General features: G+C 52.0%; 24 protein-coding genes, 3 tRNA genes and 1 pseudogene. 14 read left to right on the top strand and 14 right to left on the bottom strand.

What is annotated here, in order from left to right; translation table 11 throughout:
• Positions 1-692: 692 nt before the first annotated feature.
• Complete coding sequence (locus AC2FAK_RS04215) at positions 693-1,196, top strand: non-heme ferritin-like protein (RefSeq protein ID WP_061772217.1); 504 nt, start codon at positions 693-695, stop codon at positions 1,194-1,196.
• A 155-nt stretch (positions 1,197-1,351) separates the two neighbouring features.
• Entirely contained in the window at positions 1,352-2,695 is a 1,344-nt protein-coding gene (locus AC2FAK_RS04220) for an anaerobic C4-dicarboxylate transporter (RefSeq protein ID WP_013096042.1), read from the top strand.
• Positions 2,696-2,742: 47 nt separating this feature from the next.
• Here the strand turns inward: AC2FAK_RS04220 and AC2FAK_RS04225 are convergent, their stop codons facing one another.
• The 3 genes from AC2FAK_RS04225 to AC2FAK_RS04235 all read right to left on the bottom strand — a co-directional run bounded on the left by AC2FAK_RS04225 (position 2,743) and on the right by AC2FAK_RS04235 (position 3,948).
• Positions 2,743-2,994, bottom strand: coding sequence for a DUF2766 family protein (locus AC2FAK_RS04225; RefSeq protein ID WP_020687624.1), 252 nt, complete (start codon positions 2,992-2,994; stop codon positions 2,743-2,745).
• A 108-nt stretch (positions 2,995-3,102) separates the two neighbouring features.
• Positions 3,103-3,186, bottom strand: coding sequence for a stress response protein AzuC (gene azuC, locus AC2FAK_RS04230; RefSeq protein ID WP_014832437.1), 84 nt, complete (start codon positions 3,184-3,186; stop codon positions 3,103-3,105).
• Positions 3,187-3,309: 123 nt separating this feature from the next.
• A complete protein-coding gene (locus AC2FAK_RS04235; protein ID WP_095454565.1) occupies positions 3,310-3,948 on the bottom strand; it encodes an RpiB/LacA/LacB family sugar-phosphate isomerase in 639 nt (212 codons plus the stop codon).
• A 254-nt stretch (positions 3,949-4,202) separates the two neighbouring features.
• Here AC2FAK_RS04235 and yecR point away from each other — a divergent pair, with 254 nt between their 5' ends.
• Together yecR and ftnA are read left to right on the top strand one after the other, a co-directional pair.
• Positions 4,203-4,541, top strand: a complete 339-nt coding sequence (yecR, locus tag AC2FAK_RS04240) for a YecR family lipoprotein (RefSeq protein WP_013096039.1) — start codon at positions 4,203-4,205, stop codon at positions 4,539-4,541.
• A 189-nt stretch (positions 4,542-4,730) separates the two neighbouring features.
• A complete protein-coding gene (gene ftnA, locus AC2FAK_RS04245; protein ID WP_013096038.1) occupies positions 4,731-5,228 on the top strand; it encodes a non-heme ferritin in 498 nt (165 codons plus the stop codon).
• A 36-nt stretch (positions 5,229-5,264) separates the two neighbouring features.
• Here ftnA and AC2FAK_RS04250 read toward each other — a convergent pair whose 3' ends face one another.
• Positions 5,265-5,606: a hypothetical protein gene (locus tag AC2FAK_RS04250; protein WP_013096037.1), complete on the bottom strand. Its 342-nt coding sequence runs from the start codon at positions 5,604-5,606 to the stop codon at positions 5,265-5,267.
• A 249-nt stretch (positions 5,607-5,855) separates the two neighbouring features.
• Between AC2FAK_RS04250 and tyrP the strand changes: the two genes are divergently transcribed.
• Positions 5,856-7,067 (top strand): tyrosine transporter TyrP, encoded by a 1,212-nt coding sequence (gene tyrP, locus AC2FAK_RS04255; RefSeq protein ID WP_029882588.1) that lies wholly within the window; start codon positions 5,856-5,858, stop codon positions 7,065-7,067.
• 31 nt (positions 7,068-7,098) lie between these two features.
• Here tyrP and AC2FAK_RS04260 read toward each other — a convergent pair whose 3' ends face one another.
• The gene (locus AC2FAK_RS04260) at positions 7,099-7,767 is read right to left on the bottom strand and encodes a YecA/YgfB family protein (protein ID WP_013096035.1); all 669 of its coding nucleotides are present in this window, start codon (positions 7,765-7,767) and stop codon (positions 7,099-7,101) included.
• 422 nt (positions 7,768-8,189) lie between these two features.
• Here AC2FAK_RS04260 and AC2FAK_RS04265 point away from each other — a divergent pair, with 422 nt between their 5' ends.
• From AC2FAK_RS04265 to AC2FAK_RS04295, 7 genes and pseudogenes are all read left to right on the top strand, one after another.
• On the top strand, positions 8,190-9,311 hold the full coding sequence (locus tag AC2FAK_RS04265; RefSeq protein ID WP_095454566.1) for a branched-chain amino acid ABC transporter substrate-binding protein: 1,122 nt from the start codon (positions 8,190-8,192) through the stop codon (positions 9,309-9,311).
• A gap of 99 nt (positions 9,312-9,410) precedes the next feature.
• Complete coding sequence (locus AC2FAK_RS04270) at positions 9,411-10,325, top strand: ABC transporter permease subunit (RefSeq protein ID WP_020687620.1); 915 nt, start codon at positions 9,411-9,413, stop codon at positions 10,323-10,325.
• An 11-nt stretch (positions 10,326-10,336) separates the two neighbouring features.
• Positions 10,337-11,611, top strand: a complete 1,275-nt coding sequence (livM, locus tag AC2FAK_RS04275) for a high-affinity branched-chain amino acid ABC transporter permease LivM (protein WP_095454567.1) — start codon at positions 10,337-10,339, stop codon at positions 11,609-11,611.
• Positions 11,608-12,483, top strand: a complete 876-nt coding sequence (locus AC2FAK_RS04280) for an ABC transporter ATP-binding protein (RefSeq protein ID WP_095454568.1) — start codon at positions 11,608-11,610, stop codon at positions 12,481-12,483. Before livM ends, AC2FAK_RS04280 begins: the two co-directional genes overlap by 4 nt.
• On the top strand, positions 12,480-13,196 hold the full coding sequence (locus AC2FAK_RS04285) for an ABC transporter ATP-binding protein (RefSeq protein ID WP_013096030.1): 717 nt from the start codon (positions 12,480-12,482) through the stop codon (positions 13,194-13,196). Before AC2FAK_RS04280 ends, AC2FAK_RS04285 begins: the two co-directional genes overlap by 4 nt.
• 154 nt (positions 13,197-13,350) lie before the next feature.
• Positions 13,351-13,834: pseudogene (locus AC2FAK_RS04290) on the top strand (Hcp family type VI secretion system effector).
• Between the two features lie 17 nt (positions 13,835-13,851).
• Complete coding sequence (locus AC2FAK_RS04295; RefSeq protein WP_256065134.1) at positions 13,852-14,310, top strand: DUF2778 domain-containing protein; 459 nt, start codon at positions 13,852-13,854, stop codon at positions 14,308-14,310.
• A gap of 329 nt (positions 14,311-14,639) precedes the next feature.
• On the opposite strand, the gene AC2FAK_RS04300 is transcribed toward AC2FAK_RS04295, so the two are convergent.
• From AC2FAK_RS04300 to uvrY, 6 genes are all read right to left on the bottom strand, one after another.
• A tRNA-Leu gene (locus tag AC2FAK_RS04300) sits at positions 14,640-14,726 on the bottom strand.
• Positions 14,727-14,738: 12 nt separating this feature from the next.
• Positions 14,739-14,812 (bottom strand) — tRNA-Cys (locus AC2FAK_RS04305).
• Positions 14,813-14,858: 46 nt separating this feature from the next.
• Positions 14,859-14,934, bottom strand: a tRNA-Gly gene (locus AC2FAK_RS04310).
• Positions 14,935-15,086: 152 nt separating this feature from the next.
• Entirely contained in the window at positions 15,087-15,635 is a 549-nt protein-coding gene (pgsA, locus tag AC2FAK_RS04315; protein WP_013096028.1) for a CDP-diacylglycerol--glycerol-3-phosphate 3-phosphatidyltransferase, read from the bottom strand.
• A 56-nt stretch (positions 15,636-15,691) separates the two neighbouring features.
• Positions 15,692-17,524, bottom strand: a complete 1,833-nt coding sequence (gene uvrC, locus AC2FAK_RS04320; protein WP_013096027.1) for an excinuclease ABC subunit UvrC — start codon at positions 17,522-17,524, stop codon at positions 15,692-15,694.
• A complete protein-coding gene (uvrY, locus tag AC2FAK_RS04325; protein WP_013096026.1) occupies positions 17,521-18,177 on the bottom strand; it encodes a UvrY/SirA/GacA family response regulator transcription factor in 657 nt (218 codons plus the stop codon). The genes uvrC and uvrY overlap by 4 nt, the downstream gene beginning before the upstream one ends.
• A 399-nt stretch (positions 18,178-18,576) precedes the next feature.
• Between uvrY and AC2FAK_RS04330 the strand changes: the two genes are divergently transcribed.
• Positions 18,577-18,657, top strand: coding sequence for a hypothetical protein (locus AC2FAK_RS04330; RefSeq protein WP_418250438.1), 81 nt, complete (start codon positions 18,577-18,579; stop codon positions 18,655-18,657).
• Positions 18,644-18,868, top strand: coding sequence for a DUF2594 family protein (locus AC2FAK_RS04335; RefSeq protein ID WP_013096025.1), 225 nt, complete (start codon positions 18,644-18,646; stop codon positions 18,866-18,868). Before AC2FAK_RS04330 ends, AC2FAK_RS04335 begins: the two co-directional genes overlap by 14 nt.
• 65 nt (positions 18,869-18,933) lie before the next feature.
• Here AC2FAK_RS04335 and sdiA read toward each other — a convergent pair whose 3' ends face one another.
• From sdiA to tcyL, 3 genes are all read right to left on the bottom strand, one after another.
• Positions 18,934-19,656, bottom strand: coding sequence for a quorum-sensing transcriptional regulator SdiA (gene sdiA / locus AC2FAK_RS04340; protein WP_095454569.1), 723 nt, complete (start codon positions 19,654-19,656; stop codon positions 18,934-18,936).
• Between the two features lie 221 nt (positions 19,657-19,877).
• Positions 19,878-20,630 (bottom strand): L-cystine ABC transporter ATP-binding protein TcyN, encoded by a 753-nt coding sequence (gene tcyN / locus AC2FAK_RS04345; protein WP_095454570.1) that lies wholly within the window; start codon positions 20,628-20,630, stop codon positions 19,878-19,880.
• Positions 20,627-21,295 carry a cystine ABC transporter permease gene (gene tcyL, locus AC2FAK_RS04350; protein WP_013096022.1) on the bottom strand — a complete coding sequence of 223 codons (669 nt, stop codon included), beginning with the start codon at positions 21,293-21,295 and terminating at the stop codon, positions 20,627-20,629. Before tcyL ends, tcyN begins: the two co-directional genes overlap by 4 nt.
• Positions 21,296-21,315: the final 20 nt, after the last annotated feature.

Here is a 21,315-nt window from a genome sequence, read left to right on the forward strand (position 1 = left end):
GCTGGTGATAGTTTTAGCGGGAAATTAATCATCCATAAGAGAGCGCCATCACAACGCAGAATTACAGTAATTGCGTACATAAATTCAGCGAAAAATGACATAAAAACGGCAGTATTTGTCGGACAAATGAAACCGAGATAAGCAGAATTATCCATAAGATCAGCTAAGAAATCCCTGATACCCAACCCCCCGCGCTCCGGGCGCGATCGCGGTACGGCGTTACCATCATCGGGAACTGTATAGGACTGGCGTTGCCGCAAAATATATTTTATGGCGTTATTCTGCGAAAATTGATTTAGCGCAATTTAGTCGGCGCATCATATATTTGAAATAGTTAATCCTGAATTAACTATTTCTCAGAGCATTATTCCGACTCACTATTCCCAGTGGGTAAATATCGATATTAAAATAGGTAAAAACCAGTAATTTCAAGGCATTAGATAAATCTTATTTTATAACAACATGTTGTTAGTTTTGTACTATATTAAATTTTGTAATGTATGGTAAAACGCACCAATTAAGAGTTTTCTTAAACGCCTAGCAGGGGTATGCTTATTTATATCGAACACAGGAAGTGATTATTCGGTCGACTTTTGTCATTGCAGAAATGCTTTTCTGCCACATACTCGTCTTAACCTGCCCGTTCAGGTTTTGTTACGGACATCACACTAACAGTCTATAAGGATATTGGTATGACTACCCAAACGATGATGCAAAAACTCAATGCGCAGATGAACCTGGAGTTCTATGCGTCGAATCTGCACCTCCATTTGAGCGAGTGGTGTTCTGAGAACCGTCTCAACGGTACCGCCACTTTTTTTCGTACCCAGGCACAAAGTAACGTCACCCATATGATGCGCGTCTTTAACTTTTTGAAAGGCGCAGGGGCAAATCCTATCGTCAAAGCCCCGGATGCAATTGATGGGCACTACTCCTCTCTGGAGGAGTTATTCAGGAAAACGCTTGAAGAGTATGAGCAACGCTGCGCCACGCTGAATAAACTGGCGGATGAAGCCAGAGCACAGCATGACAGCGCAACACTGCAGTTCTTGCGCGATATGGACAAAGAGCAGCAGCAGGACGGCATTTTACTGAAGGCACTGGCGGATGAGCTCCGCAACGCGCAACAGTCCGGGTTATGCCCGGAACAGACCGACCGTCACCTGCTCGATCTGGTGACAGTACAGCACCACTAAGCTTTTCGCCTGCTCCCGTTCGGGAGTGGGCCTCTTTTTTTACAGCCAACCTCCTGCTTTTTAAAAGATTTAACAAATCAGATCTCGCTCTCAATGATTATCCCTACAACATGTAATGATTTATTTAATTACATAATTAATGACGAGGGAGCATCATGATCACCATTGAGTTTATTGTCATCCTCCTGTGCCTGCTGACAGGCACGCGTTTTGGCGGGATGGGACTGGGACTGATAAGCGGTATCGGTCTGTTTATTTTGACGTTTATCTTTGGTCTGCAGCCCGGTAAACCGCCGGTTGATGTGATGCTGACCATCCTCGCTGTGATCGGGTGTGCGGCCACCCTGCAGACGGCAGGTGGGCTGAATGTGATGATGCAATTTGCCGAGCGCCTGCTGCGCAAGCATCCTCAGCACATCACCCTCCTCGCCCCCTTTACCACCTGGATGCTTACCTTTCTCTGCGGTACCGGCCATGTGGTGTACACCATGTTCCCGATTATTGCCGATATCGCCCTGAAAAAAGGGATCCGCCCGGAACGTCCGATGGCCGTGGCGTCGGTGGCATCGCAAATGGCGATCACCGCCTCCCCGGTCTCCGTTGCCGTGGTGTCGCTGATTTCCATTCTGGCCGCCCAGCACGGCATTGGACACGCGTGGGGGATCCTCGAAATTCTCGCCGTGTCGGTTCCCGCCTCGCTGTTCGGTGTGACCATTGCCGCCCTGTGGAGTTTACGCCGCGGGAAAGATTTAGCCGATGACATGGAATTCCAGGAAAAGCTGAAAGATCCAAAACAGCGCGAGTTTATCTACGGCGGAACCGAGACGTTGATGAACCAACGTTTTCCGAAACAGGCCTACTGGTCAACGTGGATTTTCTTCGCCGGGATCGCGGTGGTGGTGCTGCTCGGGGCATTGCCTGAACTGCGTCCGGCGTTTGAGGTGAAAGGCAAAATGACGGCGCTGTCGATGAACCTTGTCATTCAGATGATGATGCTCATTGCGGGTGCGGTGATGCTGGTCACCTGCAAGGTCAATGCAGCGACCATTTCTAACGGCGCGGTCTTTAAAGCCGGAATGGTGGCGATTTTCTCGGTGTTCGGCGTCGCGTGGATGAGTGATACCTTTTTCCAGGCACATCTCGACGAGCTAAAACTGGCGCTGGAAGGGGTCGTGAAAAGCCATCCGTGGACCTACGCCATCGTGCTTTTCCTGGTCTCTAAACTGGTGAACAGCCAGGCGGCAGCGTTGACGGCCGTGGCGCCGATGGGGTTAATGCTGGGTATCGATCCGAAAATGCTGATCGCTTTCTTCCCGGCGTCGTATGGCTATTTTGTTCTGCCTACCTACCCAAGCGATTTGGCCTGCATCGGGTTTGACCGTTCAGGGACAACCCGTATCGGCAAATTTATTATCAACCACAGCTTTATCCTGCCGGGGATAATTGGCGTGAGCTGTGCGTGCGCGGCGAGTTATCTGCTGGTACAGACCTTCTTTTAAACGCTTTCGGGCGACATGCACTGTCGCCCTTCTCACGTTGCGCGCTATCAGTGAGATTCACCCTGCGGCGTGAATCTCAGCTCAATCAGCGCAATGGCTTTCTGGATCGCCCGAAGCGTAACCGGGTCAGCCGCAGCGGGATGGCTGGAAAAATCGATGTTTTTCAGCTGGGTAGACATTTTCTCGCGCACTTCCACCGGCGCGATAACATCTAAGACATCAAGGATCTGTTTGATGACCAGCTGGCATGCGACAACATCAGACACCAGTTCCTGATCGGCGCTCAGGTTTTGAGACATGGGGGTTTCTCCTTATTCAAAGGCCGCCATAGTAACAAAACACGCCCCCTTTCATCTCCTTTCTGGTGGTTGCAGGCATAAAAAAACCTGCCGAAGCAGGTTTTTTTATCAGAACATCGCGCCAGGCGGCACGTCTTTGAAGGTGTTGCAGTAGTTAGCCCACATGCTTTTGAGGATTTTGCGCAGTTTCATTGTGATGCTCCATTAACTTGTTATACAACTTTATCGTCAATGTGCCTATAATATGACCATCATCACAAAAATCAATATTTTTGTGACTCACATCACAATTTTTTCTGTATTCAACTACGCGTGTTAGCCGACAATCTCGCGCACGAAAGCCTCGATCTCTTTGTCCTGGCAGTTTTCAAAGAAGCACTGCTGGAAGCGCTGGCCGGAAACGGCGGTTTTTACCAGCTCAGGATCGATTGCCCGCAGCGTGTCCAGATAGTTCTCTTTGACCACAGCCGCTTTCACCTGATTCAGGATCCCCGCATTACGTACCTGAGGCTCTTTGCGCTCTGGCGGATAACCTTCTCCCTTGCGGCCGGTGAACGCTTTTTCGAAGATAAAGCGAACGTTCAGCTCTGCGCCCCAGCCGAAGCCTTTGGCAAACGGCAGGGCAAGCGCGTTACCGTTGTTAATCTGGGCGAAGAGAAACGCATCTGCAGGGTCGATACAGTAACCGCAGATCACGCCCGGGTGGATGTTCAGCGACATCAACGCCCCCTGGCCTGTTCCACACCCAGTCACCACAAAATCGACGGCCTTCGCATTGAGTAAAATGCTCGCCATGATCCCCAGATGGATATAGGTCAGATGATGGTCGCTCTCATCGCTCATGCCAACGTTATACACCGGGAACCCTTTTTCATCGGCGACCGTTTTTAACTCTTTCAGAATCACTGGATTTTTTGCGGCCTGGCTGTTTTCCATCATCAGTGCGATTTGCATTGTCTCTCTCCTGAATGCGTTGCGGGCGAGCCCATCATGGATACCTTTTCATCTTCACCCTACTATCACACAAACGCACTTTCAAATTAAATGAAAGATTGTTTTAAAAAACCAAAGAGGACTCACATTTTTGTTGATGACAGGTCTGAGCCCGGCCCGTTGCAAAGAGAAAGGGCAGATTGTCCGGCTATTCAGGGCATTGCGGCGGACAGCGAGCGGTACGATAACGTATTTCCCTCCACTCAGAGCGAACCATGAAAAGAGTCTTCGTTGTCGGCACGGTCCTGCTGCTCGCGGGATGTAGCATCAACCGCCAGGCACAGGTGAGCAGTCTGGATGCGCCAAATGGCATAGTCCGCCTTGACTATGGTCAGGCCGCCCTGCAAAACGCCTGGTCTGATGAATATGTGAATAACGGCACCGCAACCAAAGCGTGCCAGGGCATGGGATATGCCACCGCCTCCTCCTATGGGCAGCCCATTAAAACCTGCACCCTGATTAGCGGCTCACTGTGTCTGAACGAGAGCGTGACCATTCAGTACAAATGCATGGGTTATGCTGTTAAACCGGCCACCAGTAATCCGTGGTATTAATCTGCGCTGCCAGTTTTGGCTGGCAGCCCGTTAAAATAAATAATTCTCATTTATAAATATCGCCAATGCGTTTTATTCCCATTCGTATTTTTAAATAAACAAATATTTATTTTACGTTTTGCATATAATTAAATAACAAATTATAGTGTCGCTCATTGTGAACCAGAAATAATAAACCGGAGCGTCACCATGCTGAAAACTGAAATGATCGACAAGCTCAATGCACAAATGAATCTTGAGCTTTTTTCCTCCCTGCTCTACCAGCAGATGAGTGCCTGGTGCAGCTATCACAGCTTTGAAGGTGCCGCCGCGTTCCTGCGTCGTCACGCTCAGGAAGAGATGACCCACATGCAGCGTCTCTTTGATTATCTGACAGATACCGGCAGCCTGCCACGCATTGATAACGTGGCATCACCGTTTGCGGAGTATGGCTCACTTGATGAACTCTTCCGCGCTACCTACGAGCACGAGCAGCTGATCACCCAGAAAATTAACGAACTGGTGCATGCGGCAATGACCAGCCAGGATTATCCAACCTTTAATTTCCTGCAGTGGTATGTGGCCGAACAACACGAAGAAGAGAAACTGTTTAAATCGGTTCTGGATAAATTATCGCTGGCCGGTAAAACCGGTGAAGGTCTTTACTTTATTGATAAAGAACTCTCTACGCTTGATACCCAGAATTAATATCGATACGGCGCTGACTCTCAGCGCCGTATTTTTTTACATGCAACCTGCGCAACTGGTACAGCGCCAGTCATGCGGATTTACGGCCTGGAAAAAGTACCGGTAGTTTGCCGCCTCAAGCGGGATCCCGGCGTCGAAGAATAAATCCGTCAGCCAGTCCACGTTTTCGATTATCCACTCATCCTCTTTTAACCCCTGTGCAAAGGTCTCATCCTCAGGATCGATAATCGAATAAATCGCCCATGTGCCCATATCCTTTTCACGTCGGGATTCCGGCAACGTCAGCGCCGTATTCTGCCAGCTGATGATCCAGTGGCCGTGACATAGCAAATTGCCTCCCCGGCTCCAGGCCGCTGTGAATGGATTTTCCCCCGCCATCAGACCCTCATTTTATTTTATGTTTTGCAATTTTTGTTTAAATTACGCCTGATTTTCACGCGATCCTATTGTCCTTATGAAGTAGCCTTACACCTCCGAAGGATCAGAGAGTTACCTGAAGAGCCTCGCCCGGCTAAAATTGTAAAGTTAAAGTTACACTTCTTGTAACGGTGATTTGACGAAATACGGCTTTTCCCTTACTCTGCGCCGCAGATTTTGTCGCGATCGTGAAGCGTTGTAGAGGAAAGCGTGAAAAACAGAACCCTGGGAAGTATTTTTATCGTCGCCGGAACGACGATTGGCGCAGGAATGCTGGCGATGCCGCTGGCCGCCGCGGGCGTCGGATTTGGCATGACATTACTGCTGCTGGGTACGCTCTGGGCATTAATGTGTTACACCGCGCTGTTGCTGCTTGAGGTTTATCAGCACGTCCCCGCCGATACCGGGCTGGGTTCGCTTGCGGCACGCTATCTGGGCCGTTACGGACAGTGGGTGACAGGCTTTAGCATGATGTTTCTGATGTACGCCCTGACCGCTGCATATATCAGCGGTGCCGGGGAATTGATCGCTTCCAGCGTCAACGACGGATTCGGTGCTGACATTACGCCAGCGACGGGGGCCATCTTCTTTACGCTTATCGGCGGCGGCGTGGTCTGTGTGGGCACCTCGCTGGTCGATCTGTTTAACCGTTTTTTATTCAGCGCCAAAATTCTTTTTCTGATTGTGATGCTGGTTCTGCTGGCACCGCATGTTCATAAGGTTAACCTGCTGACGCTGCCGCTGGAAAAAGGCCTGGCGCTTTCCGCGATCCCGGTCATTTTTACCTCATTTGGCTTCCACGGCAGTGTGCCAAGCATTGTCAGCTACATGAACGGTGATATTCGCAAGCTTCGCCGCGTGTTTGTTATCGGTAGCGCCATCCCACTGATTGCCTACATTTTCTGGCAGCTGGTGACGCTGGGCAGTATCGACTCTTCCACCTTTATTGGCTTGATGGCGGAACACGCCGGTCTGAATGGTTTCTTGCTGGCGCTGCGTGAAGTGGTAACTTCTCCACACGTTGAGCTGGCGGTGCATCTGTTTGCCGATCTGGCGCTGGCCACCTCCTTCCTGGGCGTGGCGCTCGGTCTGTTTGATTATCTGGCAGATCTGTTCCAGCGTCGCAATTCCGTCACCGGCCGCTTACAGACAGGGGCGATCACCTTCCTGCCTCCGCTGGCCTTTGCCCTCTTCTACCCGCGCGGGTTTGTCATGGCGCTGGGGTATGCGGGGGTGGCTCTATCCATTCTTGCCCTGCTGCTCCCTTCTCTGCTGGCGTGGAAGAGCCGCCAACAGCATGCCCGGCAAGGGTACCGGGTGGCAGGTGGAAAGCCGCTGCTGTGCATTGTGTTTGCCTGCGGGGTCGTCATTATTCTGGTGCAATTTTTGATTGCGGCGGGAATGCTGCCGGAAGTGGGGTAAAAAAAAGGGGCTATCAACAGCCCCTTTTTTATCAGTGTAAGCAACAGCTCTTAAACTTCTTCCCGCTGCCGCACGGACACGGATCGTTACGCCCGACCTTTGTGCCGTTAACAATCGGTTTCTTCGCTTCCGGCTGCTGTGGGTTAGCCGACCAGTAGTCGTACAAACGCAGCGCCGCTGGCTGGATACGCTCAATGCTGGCGATGTACTCCTCTTCGCTCAGCGCGTCCAGCTTCTCGCTGTTCTCTTCTGAGCCGTGAAGCGCGATGACATCCAGATCCGCTTTCAGCTCTTCTGGCAGTGCAGACCAGTCGGTCAACGACACGCCGCGCATATAGCCATAACACCACTCTTCCACCACGGTGTAGCTCTGGCCGTCCACGTCGTTATAACCAAACATCGGCTCAAACTGATCCGGGTATTCGCTCAGGCGCTCAGCAATGTCGTTCATATGCTTAAAGCAGAGATCGATAAAACGGTTCATTTCTCGATCGTTTTTCCAGCGCGGGATATATTTCTCGCCGCCCCATACCGCCACCAGCCAGGTGTCTGGCTCGACAACCACGGGGCCGGAAAGCACTGCCGTAAGCATGCCGTCCAGTTCGGACACGTCAATCACGGACGCATCGTCATGACCGTAAGACATTAACGTCTCTTCCAGCCACGCCATTTCGCTTTCATTTAATGGGCCTTCAGTCATTGCTGACACTCCTGATCAAAAAGGAAAGGATCCTAGCACATATCGTACGCCTTTCCCGGCGGAAGTGACGGGAATTATTGCTGCAAAAACGTGCAAATCGTGACCCTTGCACAACTTATGGGCTTTATTGTTAACGAGATGTGATCTCCGCTGTAATTTCAGTGCGTCCCGCAAGGCTGCGTACAACGGCGCTCTATACTCAACATGTCGCAACGCCGTCAACAGGTTAACCATTCTGGCAACGATTTTGCTTAATCTTCAGCACGCGACACTGCGCATGGAAACCTCGCCGTATTAAGCAGGATGCTGACCGTATCTTGTTCGTAACATCATTTTTCTCGCTCGTGTTTTTGATTGGCTGCGCCGTCGGGCGTTCGGGTTTACACCGTGGTGCAAAAACCTCATTGCTAAGGAACACAATAATGTCGCTGAAATTAATCAGAACTCCTCTTTCTCTTGTGTTGGCCGGTTGTCTGGTGACGGCATTTTCCGCCCGGGCAGATATTGTCATTGGCGTGGCCGGGCCATTTACAGGCCCCAATGCCACCTACGGCGATCAGTACTGGCATGGCGCAACACAGGCAGCAGAGGACATTAACGCCGCAGGCGGGATCAACGGTGAAAAAATTAAGCTGGTTCAGGGAGATGATGCCTGCGAGCCCAAGCAGGCCGTTGCCGTCGCCAACCGTTTAGTCGACCAGGATAAGGTCAACGCGGTGGTCGGTCATTTCTGCTCCTCGTCCACCATGCCCGCCTCTGAGGTGTACAGCGACGCGGGGATCATCACCATCACGCCTGGCTCCACCAACCCGCAGATTACCGAGCGCGGCATGAGCGATATGTTCCGCATGTGCGGCCGCGATGACCAGCAGGGTCAGGTCGCCAGCGATTTCATTATCGACAAGCTGAAAGCCAAACGGGTGGTGATCATTCACGACAAAGACACCTACGGTCAGGGGCTGGCGGACGCCACCAAAGCCGCACTGGCAAAACGCGGCGTGCAGGACGTAATGTACGAAGGGTTATCCCGCGGTGAAAAAGACTTTAACGCCCTGGTCACCAAAATTGGGGCGCAACAACCGGACGTCGTCTTCTTCGGGGGCTGTCACCCTGAAGCCGGCCCGCTGGTTCGCCAGATGCGTGAACAGGGCGTGCAGGCAAAATTCTTCTCCGGCGACTGTATTGTCAACGAAGAGATGGTGACCGCGGCGGGAGGCCCCCAATATACCAATGGCATCTATATGACCTTCGGTAAAGATCCGCGCCTGATCCCGGACGGTAAAGCGGTAATTGAGAAATTCCGCGCCGGTAAATTCGAACCGGAAGGATACACCCTCTACTCCTATGCCTCCGTGCAGGCTATCGCTGCGGCATTCAAGGCGACGGGCGGCAAGGACTCAGCCAAAGCCAGCGAATGGCTGAAGGCTAATTCCGTCGATACGGTGATGGGCAAAAAAGCCTGGGACAGCAAAGGCGATCTGAAAGTCTCTGACTACGTGGTGTATCAATGGGACGACAAAGGAAAGTATAAGGAAGTGCCGTAACGGGACGGAGTCACGCTCAACGTCGGCAGGGCCGCCTGCCGACGCAAACAACACATCAGGCTGCGCGGTTTATGCAGCCGTTATAAAGAGCGCGCTAAGATGAGTACATTCTTCCTGCAACAGTTAATTAATGGCTTAACGCTGGGCTCCGTCTACGGACTCATCGCCATCGGTTATACGATGGTGTACGGCATCATCGGGATGATTAACTTCGCCCACGGCGAAGTGTATATGATCTCTGCCTATCTCTGCGCGATTGGCCTGGCGCTGCTCTCCTTCTTCGGCCTGCAGTCGTTCCCTCTACTGATCCTCGGCACGCTGGTATTCACCATCGTGGTCACCGGAGTGTATGGCTGGACCATCGAGCGCATTGCCTATAAACCGCTACGCAACTCCACCCGTCTGGCACCGCTGATCTCCGCCATCGGCATGTCGCTTATCCTGCAAAATTACGCGCAACTGAGCCAGGGGCCGCGTCAGCAAGGGGTTCCCACCATGCTGGATGGCGTGATTCGTCTGCATCTGGGAGAGGGGTTCGTGCAGATTACCTATACCAAAGTATTCATTCTGGTCGCCTCCTTCGCCGGGATGCTATTGCTCACCTGGATTATCAGCCATACCCGGCTGGGACGCATGTGTCGTGCGGTACAACAGGATCGAAAAATGGCCTCCATTCTGGGGATAAATACCGACAGGATTATTTCTCTGGTATTTGTCATCGGCGCGGCAATGGCCGGTCTGGCGGGGGTGCTCATTACCATGAATTACGGCACCTTTGATTTCTACGTCGGGTTTGTGATTGGTATCAAAGCCTTTACCGCCGCGGTGCTAGGAGGGATCGGCTCTTTGCCCGGCGCGATGCTCGGCGGGCTGATTCTGGGGGTGGCCGAGGCTCAATTTTCCGGCATGGTGAACTCGGACTACAAAGATGTGTTCTCGTTTGGGCTGCTGGTCATGATCCTGATTTTCCGCCCTCAGGGGCTGCTCGGCCGCCCTGTCGTGGCCAAAGTGTGAAGGAGAAAACGATGACATCTCACGGTTTCTCCCTCAAGCGCTGCCTGCTGGACGCGATGTTTTCCGGGCTGATCGCATTGATTATTTTTGGCCCGATTGCGGGCGTGGTACTGGACGGGTATAGCTTTAACTTTGCCGGACAGCGCCTGGCCTGGATGGTTGGCACAGTGATGGTTGGGCGTTTTCTGCTGAGCGTTTTTTTAATTACCGCTGCCGGGGCCCGTTTTCAGGCGCGGTTCGAAGCCGACAGCGCGGGAGTATATGTTCGCCCGCCGGAATACAAAAGCCGTCTGCGCTGGGTTATTCCTCTGGCGATCGCCCTTGCGATCTGCTTCCCGTTTGTCGCCACCAAATACCTGCTGACGGTTGCTATCCTCGGGCTGATTTACGTCCTGCTCGGCCTCGGCCTGAATATCGTCGTGGGTCTGGCCGGACTGCTGGATCTGGGGTATGTCGCCTTCTACGCCATCGGTGCTTACGGGCTGGCGTTGGGGTATCAATATCTGGGACTCGGATTCTGGAGCATGCTGCCGCTGGCGGCAATTATGGCTGCGGCTGCCGGTGCCCTGCTCGGCTTCCCGGTGCTGCGCATGCACGGCGACTACCTGGCGATTGTGACGCTCGGGTTCGGGGAAATTATCCGTCTGGTGCTGAACAACTGGCTAACCTTCACCGGCGGGCCTAATGGCGTGTCAGCCCCACCGCCTACGTTTTTCGGACTGGAGTTTGGTCGACGCGCCAAAGAAGGTGGCGTGCCATTTCATGAATTTTTCCATCTGACGTACAACCCGAATATGAAGTTTATCTTTATTTACGCGGTGCTGTTTCTGGTGGTGCTGCTGGTGCTTTATATCAAGCATCGCTTGACACGAATGCCAATTGGCCGGGCATGGGAAGCCCTGCGGGAAGATGAAATCGCCTGCCGCTCCATGGGCCTCAACCATGTGCTGGTTAAGCTTTCGGCCTTTACGCTGGGCGCGTCAACGGCCGGGATTGCGGGCGTGTTCTTTGCCACCTATCAGGGTTTTGTGAATCCAACCTCATTCACCTTTTTTGAATCTGCGCTGATCCTCGCCATCGTGGTACTGGGCGGCATGGGCTCCACGCTCGGAGTCGTGCTGGCAGCCTTTGTGCTCACCGTGACACCCGAGCTGTTGCGCAGCTTTGCTGAGTATCGCGTCCTGCTGTTTGGCATGCTGATGGTGGTGATGATGATCTGGCGTCCGCGCGGGTTGATCCGCATTAACCGCAGCGGGTTTGCCGTGCGTAAGGGCGTGGCGCCATGAACGGAACGATTTTAAGCGTAGAGCACCTAATGATGCATTTTGGCGGGATCAAGGCGCTTAATGACGTCAATCTCGACGTGCAGCGCGGTTCGATTACCGCCCTTATCGGCCCAAACGGCGCTGGCAAAACCACCGTCTTTAACTGCCTGACCGGCTTCTATAAAGCGTCCGGCGGGAACATTCTGTTTAATGCACGCAACAGAACGACCAACGTCATTCAGGTACTCGGGCAAAAATTCCAGCCGGACGACTGGATTCACCCTGCACAGTTGGGGCAGCGCCTTTTCTATAAGATGTTTGGCGGGACGCATCTGGTTAACCGCGCCGGGCTGGCACGCACCTTCCAGAACATTCGTCTGTTCCGCGAGATGTCGGTCGTGGAAAACCTGCTGGTCGCACAGCATATGCGCGTTAACCGTAATTTGCTCGCCGGGATCCTCAATACCCCCGCTTACCGACGGGCAGAGAGCGACGCCCTGGACAGGGCCTTCTACTGGCTTGAGGTGGTGGATCTTGTGGAGTATGCCAATCGCCTGGCGGGCGAGATGTCCTACGGCCAGCAGCGGCGTCTGGAAATCGCGCGCGCCATGTGCACCGGACCAGAGATGATCTGTCTGGATGAACCCGCCGCCGGGCTCAACCCGGTTGAAACGCACAAGCTGAGCAACATTATCCGTTTTCTGCGCGACCACCACGGCATTACGGTACTGTTGATTGAACACGATATGGGAATGGTGATGGAGATTTCGGACGACATCATTGTGCTCGACCATGGAGACGTCATCGCGAGGGGAAAACCCGAGCAGATCCAGCATGATGAAAAAGTGATCGCCGCGTATCTGGGCACCGATGAAAGCGAGGTCAATCTATGAGCGAACCGATGCTGGCCTTTCGCGAGGTGGACGTGTTTTACGGCGTGATCCAGGCGCTGAAACAGGTAACACTTGAAGTAAACAAAGGGGAAACCGTGGCGCTGATAGGCGCTAACGGCGCGGGTAAATCGACATTACTGATGTCTATCTTCGGCCAGCCGCGTATTCGCAGCGGGCAGATCGTGTTTTGCGGAGAGGACATCAGCCATAAATCGACCCACTATGTCGCCTCCGAAGGCATTGCCCAGGCGCCGGAAGGACGACGCATTTTTCCCGATATGACCGTGGAGGAGAACCTGCTGATGGGGACCATCCCCATTGGCAGCCAGTTTGCAACGGAAGATATGCACACCATGTTTGACCTCTTCCCTCGCCTCAAAGAGCGGCGTAAACAGCGCGCGATGACCATGTCCGGCGGGGAACAGCAGATGCTGGCTATCGCCCGGGCGCTGATGAGCCGCCCTAAACTCCTGTTACTGGATGAACCCAGCCTCGGCCTGGCGCCGATTGTGGTGAAACAGATCTTCCAGACGCTGCGCGAACTGGCCCGCAACGGGATGACCATTTTTCTGGTGGAGCAGAATGCGCACCACGCGCTGAAGCTTTCTGACCGCGGCTACGTGATGGTTAACGGGCAGATCCGCCTGAGCGGCAGCGGTGAGGAGTTACTGGGGAATCAGGAGGTGAGGAAGGCGTATTTGGGCGGGGTGTGATTTGATATGAAAGGAATCATTAAAAGTAATTTCATATAAATAACAATGAGATATTCACGACAGGTATAGCACGCAATGCCTTGAGACGGCCTGAGTTTGTTGATTTATTAGTCTCTGACAATCACGTCAAACTCACTGAAAAGGAGCTTTCAGAATGGCTATACCCGCATATCTTTGGCTTAAAGATGACGGCGGTGCAAACATTACAGGTTCTGTAGATGTTCAGCACCGTGAAGGTAGTATTGAAGTTCTTGGATTTGGACATGGTTTTGCACCTTCCTACTGATAGCGCAACCGGAAAAATCACAGGTACACGAGTTCACTCCGCATTAAATTTTGAAAAAGAATTCGATTCATCAAGCCCATATCTTTATAAAGCTGTGGCGCATGGGCAAACGTTACAATCAGCGGAATTTAAGTGGTACAGAATTAACGACGCTGGGCAGGAAGTTGAATACTTCAATATGTATCTTGAAGGGGTAAAGGTAGTGTCTGTATGCCCCGTCATGCACGATGTGAAAGATCCTACGACTGAAAAGCACAACCATCTTGAAAGCATATCTTTGCGTTATGAACGCATAACCTGGAAGCACTGCGACGGCAATATTCTTTTTACTGATTCTTGGGCAGACAGATGATCCGTTGCTATTTTCATATGAATAATGGGCAGCTATCGTCACTAAGTTGTCCTGGTGTGGGTTTTTTCGCCGCCTATTCAGGCAATAAAGGGAAGCACAGAAACAACCCAGATTCTATAGCAATCGCCAAAAGGGGGCCTCTTCCTCCGGGTAATTATTACATTGTTGTAAGATCTCGGGGTAATCTTAAAAACCGTACCAGCAATTGGATGAAATCAATTCGAAGCGGATCGGACCGTGACTTATGGTTTGCACTCTTGCGTGAAGATGAACGGATTGATGACACTACTTTTATAAATAAAGTTGAGCGAGGATCATTTCGTCTACACCCGGCAGGAAGCAGTGGCAACAGTGATGGGTGTATAACGCTTGTCTCTCTCAATGATTATATGGTGCTTTGGAGAGCGCTTGTCAGAACCCCATCAACGATGATCACCCCTCAACTACGTGCATTTGGCACTATACAGGTCTACTGATGAAACCCGTTCACTCAGTGCTTATCTGGCTTGCCGAATTGAGCTTCTTAAGCATTCTTTACTGTATATTCTGTTACTTCACGCCTGATTTGGAGCTATATGACTGGTATGTAGAAAAGTATGGGTTTGTTATCGAAGAGGATTTTCTGGATTACTACACATTAATTCTCTATTTGATAGCGATTGCAGTAACTACTGCATGTATATGGCTGATCGCCATCATACGAACAAAGAGATATTGATTAGCGCATTGTGAAAGAAATAAAAAAACCGCCTTAAGGGGCGGTTTCACGACACTGCTTATTGCTTTGATTATTCTTTGTTTCCCATGGTACCCGGAGTGGGACTTGAACCCACACAGCGCGAACGCCGAGGGATTTTAAATCCCTTGTGTCTACCGATTCCACCATCCGGGCTCGGGAAGAAAGTGGAGGCGCGTTCCGGAGTCGAACCGGACTAGACGGATTTGCAATCCGCTACATAACCGCTTTGCTAACGCGCCGTAAAACTTTTTAAACTGACACCCGCTATTGCGCATGTCTTTAATCTGGAGCGGGAAACGAGACTCGAACTCGCGACCCCGACCTTGGCAAGGTCGTGCTCTACCAACTGAGCTATTCCCGCATGTCATCAAGTTAACTGCTAACCACTTGATTTCATTATCGTCCGGCTAACTGTGCCGCCGTTCGATGCGTTGCATTCTACTGATATGACGTGATGAGTCAACGTTATTTTTTGCATCCCCGGATCGTTTGCTGAAAATTACGGCGAAACGATCACTGTTCAAGCAAATCTCCGCGCGCTGCGTTCAAATATTGCAGCATTGACCACAGGGTCAGCACCGCGGCAACCCACAGCAGGCCGATTCCCGCCCACTCTACCCAGGCGTTCGGACGCCACAGCATCCAGACCAGCGCCGCCATTTGCGCGGTGGTTTTCACTTTACCGATCCAGGATACCGCCACGCTGCTGCGTTTACCCAGTTCAGCCATCCATTCACGCAGTGCAGAGATGATGATCTCGCGTCCAATCATGGTGGCGGCTGGCAGTGTCACCCACCAGGTATGGTAATGTTCAGCCACCAGCACCATGGCAATAGCCACCATCACTTTATCGGCCACCGGATCGAGGAAAGCACCAAAACGGGTGCTTTGGTTCCAGCGGCGCGCCAGATAACCATCAAACCAGTCGGTGACCGCGGCAACCAGGAAAATCAGCGCACAGGCAAAAGGGGCCCAGACAAACGGCAGATAAAACGCGAGTACAAAGAACGGGATAAGCACGACGCGAAAGAGAGTGAGCAACGTAGGGATGTTATATTGCATAATGACGGTAACTATTTGTTGTCAGTAAAATTTAGCTCTATGTTGCTACAGAGCCCTCAATGTTTCAACGAGTAGTAGATCTTTTCTGCCAGCCCTTGCGAAATACCCGGCACTTTTGCAATTTCCTCCATGCTGGCGTTGAGTAATCCTTGCAATCCGCCCATATACTTCAGCAGCATCTGGCGACGTTTTGGCCCAACGCCTTCAATGGTCTCCAGCGTGCTGGTGTTTTTCACCTTCGCCCGTTTTTTACGGTGACCGCTGATGGCGTGATCGTGTGACTCATCGCGAATATGCTGAATAACATGCAGCGCCGGGGAATCCGGCGGCAGGCTAAAGCCCTCACCTTCCGGCTCGAAGAACAGCGTCTCCAGCCCAGCTTTACGATCGGCCCCTTTTGCCACCCCCAACAGCAGGGGATGGTTTTTATCCCAGCTGACATCCAGGGATTCAAAGACCGCCTTCGCCTGGCCGAGCTGCCCTTTCCCGCCGTCAATCAGGATCACATCCGGGATCTTGCTCTCTTCAATGGCTTTACCATAGCGACGACGCAGCACCTGATTCATTGCCGCATAGTCATCCCCCGGGGTGATGCCGGTGATGTTGTAGCGACGATACTCAGCACGCAGCGGACCGTTCGCATCGAACACCACGCAGGAAGCAACGGTCTGCTCCCCCATGGTATGGCTGATGTCGAAACACTCCATGCGTTTCACTTCCGGCAATTTCAGAAGCGTCGCCAGAGCCGTTAAACGCTGGCTCACCGTCGACTGCTGGGAAAGTTTGGTGCTGAGCGCTGTCGCGGCATTGGTACGCGCCAGCTTCAGATAACGCGCACGGTCGCCGCGCGGTTTGGTCTGGACATTGACCCGGCGTCCCGCCAGCTCGGATAAGGAATCGGCCAGCAGGGTTTTATCGGCAAGGTTAAAATCAAGCAGGATCTCCGACGGCAGCGTGCGCATCTGGCTCCCCTGCAGATAAAACTGGCCGACAAAAGTTTCAACCACTTCACCCAGCTCCGTACCGCCTGGCACTTTCGGGAAATAACTGCGGCTGCCGAGCACTTTGCCCTGACGAATAAACAGCACATGCACACAGGCCAGACCGGCATCAAAGGCAACGCCGATCACGTCGAGATCGTCACCGGTGTTCGAAACAAACTGTTTCTCCGTCACCCGGCGCACCGCCTGAATCTGGTCACGTATGCGCGCGGCCTCTTCAAACTCCAGCGCGGCGCTGGCTTTCTCCATACGGGCAATCAGTTGGGTAAGGACCTGATCGTCTTTACCGGCTAAAAACAGGCGCACGTACTCAACCTGCTGCGCGTACTCTTCTTCACTCACCAGCCCGGCGACGCAGGGCCCCAGACAGCGGCCAATCTGGTACTGCAGGCACGGGCGCGAGCGGTTACGGTAGACACTGTTTTCGCACTGACGAACAGGAAAGATTTTTTGCAGCAGCGCCAGCGTCTCACGCACGGCATAGCCGTTAGGAAACGGCCCAAAGTATTCACCCTTCGCATGTTTCGCACCACGGTGCATCGCGAGCCGGGGATGGGTATCGCCGCTCAGAAAAATAAACGGGTAGGATTTATCATCCCGGAGCAGAACGTTATAGCGCGGCTGATAGAGCTTAATATAGTTGTGCTCAAGCAGGAGTGCTTCTGTCTCCGTATGGGTGACGGTGACATCAATATTCTGGATAAGCGCGACCAGCGCTTCAGTCTTACGGGAGGCAAGGTTGCTGCGAAAATAGCTGGAGAGGCGTTTCTTGAGATCTTTCGCCTTCCCCACGTAGATAACCGTACCGCCAGCGTCATACATGCGATAAACGCCAGGCTGGCTGGTCACGGTTTTCAGAAATGCTTTTGAATCAAATACATCACTCACTGACTTAATAACGTCTCCGCATTACACAGACCATGACGGATGGCAAGATGAGTCAGTTCAACATCACCGTGGATGTTCAGTTTACTGAACATCCGATAACGATAGCTGTTCACCGTTTTCGGGCTGAGATTCAGTTGCTCCGAGATCTCATTTACCTTCTGGCCTTTGGTGATCATCAGCATAATCTGCAATTCACGCTCAGACAAACTGGCAAACGGAGATTCGGTTTTCTCCGGCTCAATCTGGCTCAGCGCCATTTGTTGCGCAATGTCGGAAGCAATGTAACGCTGGCCGGCAAAGACGGAGCGAATCGCGTTCACCACTTCCTGCGGCGCGGCACCTTTACTGAGGTAACCTGCCGCCCCTGCCTGCATCACCTTCGCAGGAAGCGGGTTTTCGGTATGTACGGTCAGCATGATGACTTTTGTGTCAACAAAGGTACGCGCGATTTTGCGTGTTGCTTCAAGCCCACCGATACCGGGCATGTTCATATCCATCAGCACCACATCGGCTGAATTGGTGCGGCACCATTTAACGGCATCTTCGCCACAGCACGCCTCACCGGCAACTTTAATACCTTTTATATCTTCAAGAATGCGTCGTATCCCTGCGCGCACCAGTTCGTGGTCATCAACAAGAAGGACGTTGATCAAAGGGAATGTCTCCAGAATAGGGATAACGCTACTGAGTGATAATTGGCTTTATATTAACGTTTTTCCTCACAAGATTAAAACGTTAAAAAACCGGCTATTCGATTTCGCTCGCGTTTTTGGAAATTAGCCTGTACAGATGCTGGAAAGAAAGCCCGCGCGGTGAGCGCTTGTACGGCTTTTTTTAAGCATCTGTATTCAAAAAGTTACAAAAATCCCTACCCCGTCACGGTCAAAAAAACAGTTCTCAAATTTTTGTAACAATAATTAACGGCAAGCGAACCGGCCATAAACAATTAATAATCTTCGACCCTGTACAGTTTACTGGCACGCGGTGTTTATGCAAATAAACACCCTGCGGAAAAGTATGAAAAACAACCGCTGCATTTTTTGGAACAGCTTGTGGTATACTCCGCCGCCTTGACTTGCATCATCGCGCGCGAGCGCTGTTTTATAACGAGGAAAATAAATGAGCACACCTGAATTTGCAACTGCGGAGAATAGCCAGGAACTGGCCCAGGAAGTCAACTGCCTGAAAGCCCTGCTGACGCTGATGTTACAGGCAATGGGTCAGGCTGACGCCGGACGTGTGATCATTAAAATGGAAAAGCAAATCGCGCAGATGGAAAACCAGGCTGAGTCAGCGGTATTTGCCAATACCGTTAAGCAAATTAAACAAGCCTACCGTCAGTAAAAAAAACGGCTGAATGTGTTGCATTCAGCCGTTATCTCGTCTGGCACGCAGAACGTTCTCTCTGCTCAGATTAACCCTGTCGCCGCCGCGTAACACGCAATCTGCGTCTTGTTTGGCGCGTTGAATTTCTTCTGCATATTCTTCTGATGGAAGTTAACGGTATTCTCCGAGATAGAGAGAATGATCGCTATTTCCGCTGATGTCTTCCCTTCCGCAGTCCATTTCAGAATTTCCCGCTCACGTTTGCTGAATTTCATTTCGGGTGGCATCACCATCTCATCTTCAAAACGCAGCAGGCTGGTTAACGCCATTTGCAGCAGCATCTGCAACCGCAGCTCTAATTCTTCGCTGGTGACCGCGCCCGCCTGAACGTTGGTACACGAAACGGACAGGAAACCGAGCGCGTGATTTGGCAGCATCAGGCACTGTGTTATTCCCTTACGCAAGCCATGGTCGCGTGCGCCATTCCATAATGCCTCAGCATCCGCGAATAATTCATCCGTCCAGGGTAAATGGCCCTGAATGAAATTCTCCGGTTTGAGCACCGGATCAATGGCGAAATAATTCTCTGACTGATATTGCGCCATCCACCGTTGCGGATACGTGGTGTGCACAGATATCCTGGGGCGCGTAAATGGCACAGGATGGCGTACACAGAGTGCGTAATAATCAAATTCGAGCGCCTGAGTTTGTCGCTGTAGTTCCTGATATACTTCACTGGCACTGGTCAGTGCCTGAAACCGGAGGAAGCAATCCCGTCGCCAGGTGAAAAAGTCTGAATCCTTCATACTTACTAAATGAAGCCTCTGAAATGATATTCATTATTAAGGTGAATATAACCTAACACATAAAACTTATTTCTAACCACAAAATATCGGCAATAGCACAATTAACTTTAGTTTTGATAAGGTTTATCTGTACTGAGCGGAATAAAAAAACATGGCAGACGAAACCGCGAGAGAATAATTTGCTCCAGAAGAAAAATCTGGAGCAAATGCGTGCAAAAATGCTACTGCATAAGAAATTTTTCAAGGAATTGACGGGTTCGCGGCTGCTGCGGGTTGGCAAATAAACTTTTTGCCGGCCCCTGCTCCACAATCCGTCCTTGATCCATGAAAATAGCCCGGTCGGCGACGTCACGGGCAAAGCTCATTTCGTGAGTCACAATGACCATGGTGCGTCTTTCCTGTGCCAGCTGACGAATGGTGTTAAGCACCTCGCCCACCAGCTCAGGATCGAGCGCAGAAGTGGGTTCGTCAAAGAGGATCACATCCGGGCGCATTGCCAGCGCGCGTGCTATCGCCACACGCTGCTGTTGCCCGCCCGAAAGACGACGCGGATAGCTGGTCTCTTTCCCTGCCAGCCCCACTTTGGCGAGCAGTTCACGCGCGCGTGCCGTGGCTTCCTCTTTTGGTTCACCTTTCACAATCACCGGACCTTCAATAATGTTCTCCAGCACCGTCCGGTGCGGGAACAGATTGAAGCTCTGGAAAACAAACCCCACGTGCTGGCGCAGCTGGCGGATCAGGCCTTTTTGCTGGCTGATGGATTTACCGGTATCAATGGTGATCTCCCCAACCCGAATGGTACCTCCCTCCGGCTGTTCAAGCAGGTTAATGCTGCGCAGCAGCGTGGTTTTTCCTGAGCCGCTCGGGCCGATAATTGCCACCACTTCACCCTGCTCCACCTCCAGATCGATCCCGTGGAGCACCGTTTGCCCGTGGAATTTCTTCACTAGGTTTTTAACGTCGATAGCACTCATTTTGGATCACGCTCCTGGCGGTTAAGCTGGTTTTCAAAATAGTTTTGCAGGGCAGACAGCACCGTGGCCATCACCCAGTAGATCAGCGAGGCAGCAAGATACATGGTAAACACTTCAAGCGTGCGCGAGGTGATAAGCTGCGCCTGACGGAACAGCTCCGGCACCTGAATCGTCGCCGCCAGCGAGGTGTCTTTCACCAGGCTGATAAAGCTGTTGCTGAGCGGCGGCAACGCCACCCGCGCCGCCTGCGGCAGAATGGCCCGGCGCAAGGTTTGCCACGGTGTCATACCGATACTGGCCGCGGCTTCCCACTGCCCTTTATCAATCGACGAAATTGCCGCACGCAGGGTTTCCGAGGTATATGCCGCCGTATTAAGCGACAGACCAATCATCGCCGCCGGGATCGGGTCCAGTTCAATCCCGAACTGTGGTAAACCGTAGTAGATCATAAAGAGCTGCGCGATAAGCGGCGTGCCGCGAAACACAGAGATATAAAAACGAGCCAGCCAGCGCACCGGCCAGACGGGCGACATACGCATTAAGGCCAGCACAAACCCGAGTACCAGGCCGAAGAACATGCCACCAATACTGAGCTGTAAGGTGAACACCGCGCCTTTCAGCAGGAACGGCAGCGAATCGATAACCAGTTGAATACTTTCTTGCATTATTATTTTTCGACCTGATT

It is taken from the genome of Enterobacter cloacae complex sp. 394F7 (genome assembly GCF_057320385.1).

Excerpts from the sequence above, each read along its gene's own strand:
- AC2FAK_RS04215 (WP_061772217.1), top strand. The coding sequence starts at position 693 with ATGACTACCCAAACGATGATGCAAAAACTCAATGCGCAGATGAACCTG.
- AC2FAK_RS04220 (WP_013096042.1), top strand. The coding sequence starts at position 1,352 with ATGATCACCATTGAGTTTATTGTCATCCTCCTGTGCCTGCTGACAGGC.
- AC2FAK_RS04225 (WP_020687624.1), bottom strand. The coding sequence starts at position 2,994 with ATGTCTCAAAACCTGAGCGCCGATCAGGAACTGGTGTCTGATGTTGTC.
- azuC (WP_014832437.1), bottom strand. The coding sequence starts at position 3,186 with ATGAAACTGCGCAAAATCCTCAAAAGCATGTGGGCTAACTACTGCAAC.
- AC2FAK_RS04235 (WP_095454565.1), bottom strand. The coding sequence starts at position 3,948 with ATGCAAATCGCACTGATGATGGAAAACAGCCAGGCCGCAAAAAATCCA.
- yecR (WP_013096039.1), top strand. The coding sequence starts at position 4,203 with ATGAAAAGAGTCTTCGTTGTCGGCACGGTCCTGCTGCTCGCGGGATGT.
- ftnA (WP_013096038.1), top strand. The coding sequence starts at position 4,731 with ATGCTGAAAACTGAAATGATCGACAAGCTCAATGCACAAATGAATCTT.
- AC2FAK_RS04250 (WP_013096037.1), bottom strand. The coding sequence starts at position 5,606 with ATGGCGGGGGAAAATCCATTCACAGCGGCCTGGAGCCGGGGAGGCAAT.
- AC2FAK_RS04260 (WP_013096035.1), bottom strand. The coding sequence starts at position 7,767 with ATGACTGAAGGCCCATTAAATGAAAGCGAAATGGCGTGGCTGGAAGAG.
- AC2FAK_RS04265 (WP_095454566.1), top strand. The coding sequence starts at position 8,190 with ATGTCGCTGAAATTAATCAGAACTCCTCTTTCTCTTGTGTTGGCCGGT.
- AC2FAK_RS04270 (WP_020687620.1), top strand. The coding sequence starts at position 9,411 with ATGAGTACATTCTTCCTGCAACAGTTAATTAATGGCTTAACGCTGGGC.
- livM (WP_095454567.1), top strand. The coding sequence starts at position 10,337 with ATGACATCTCACGGTTTCTCCCTCAAGCGCTGCCTGCTGGACGCGATG.
- AC2FAK_RS04280 (WP_095454568.1), top strand. The coding sequence starts at position 11,608 with ATGAACGGAACGATTTTAAGCGTAGAGCACCTAATGATGCATTTTGGC.
- AC2FAK_RS04285 (WP_013096030.1), top strand. The coding sequence starts at position 12,480 with ATGAGCGAACCGATGCTGGCCTTTCGCGAGGTGGACGTGTTTTACGGC.
- AC2FAK_RS04295 (WP_256065134.1), top strand. The coding sequence starts at position 13,852 with ATGAATAATGGGCAGCTATCGTCACTAAGTTGTCCTGGTGTGGGTTTT.
- pgsA (WP_013096028.1), bottom strand. The coding sequence starts at position 15,635 with ATGCAATATAACATCCCTACGTTGCTCACTCTCTTTCGCGTCGTGCTT.
- AC2FAK_RS04335 (WP_013096025.1), top strand. The coding sequence starts at position 18,644 with ATGAGCACACCTGAATTTGCAACTGCGGAGAATAGCCAGGAACTGGCC.
- sdiA (WP_095454569.1), bottom strand. The coding sequence starts at position 19,656 with ATGAAGGATTCAGACTTTTTCACCTGGCGACGGGATTGCTTCCTCCGG.
- tcyN (WP_095454570.1), bottom strand. The coding sequence starts at position 20,630 with ATGAGTGCTATCGACGTTAAAAACCTAGTGAAGAAATTCCACGGGCAA.
- tcyL (WP_013096022.1), bottom strand. The coding sequence starts at position 21,295 with ATGCAAGAAAGTATTCAACTGGTTATCGATTCGCTGCCGTTCCTGCTG.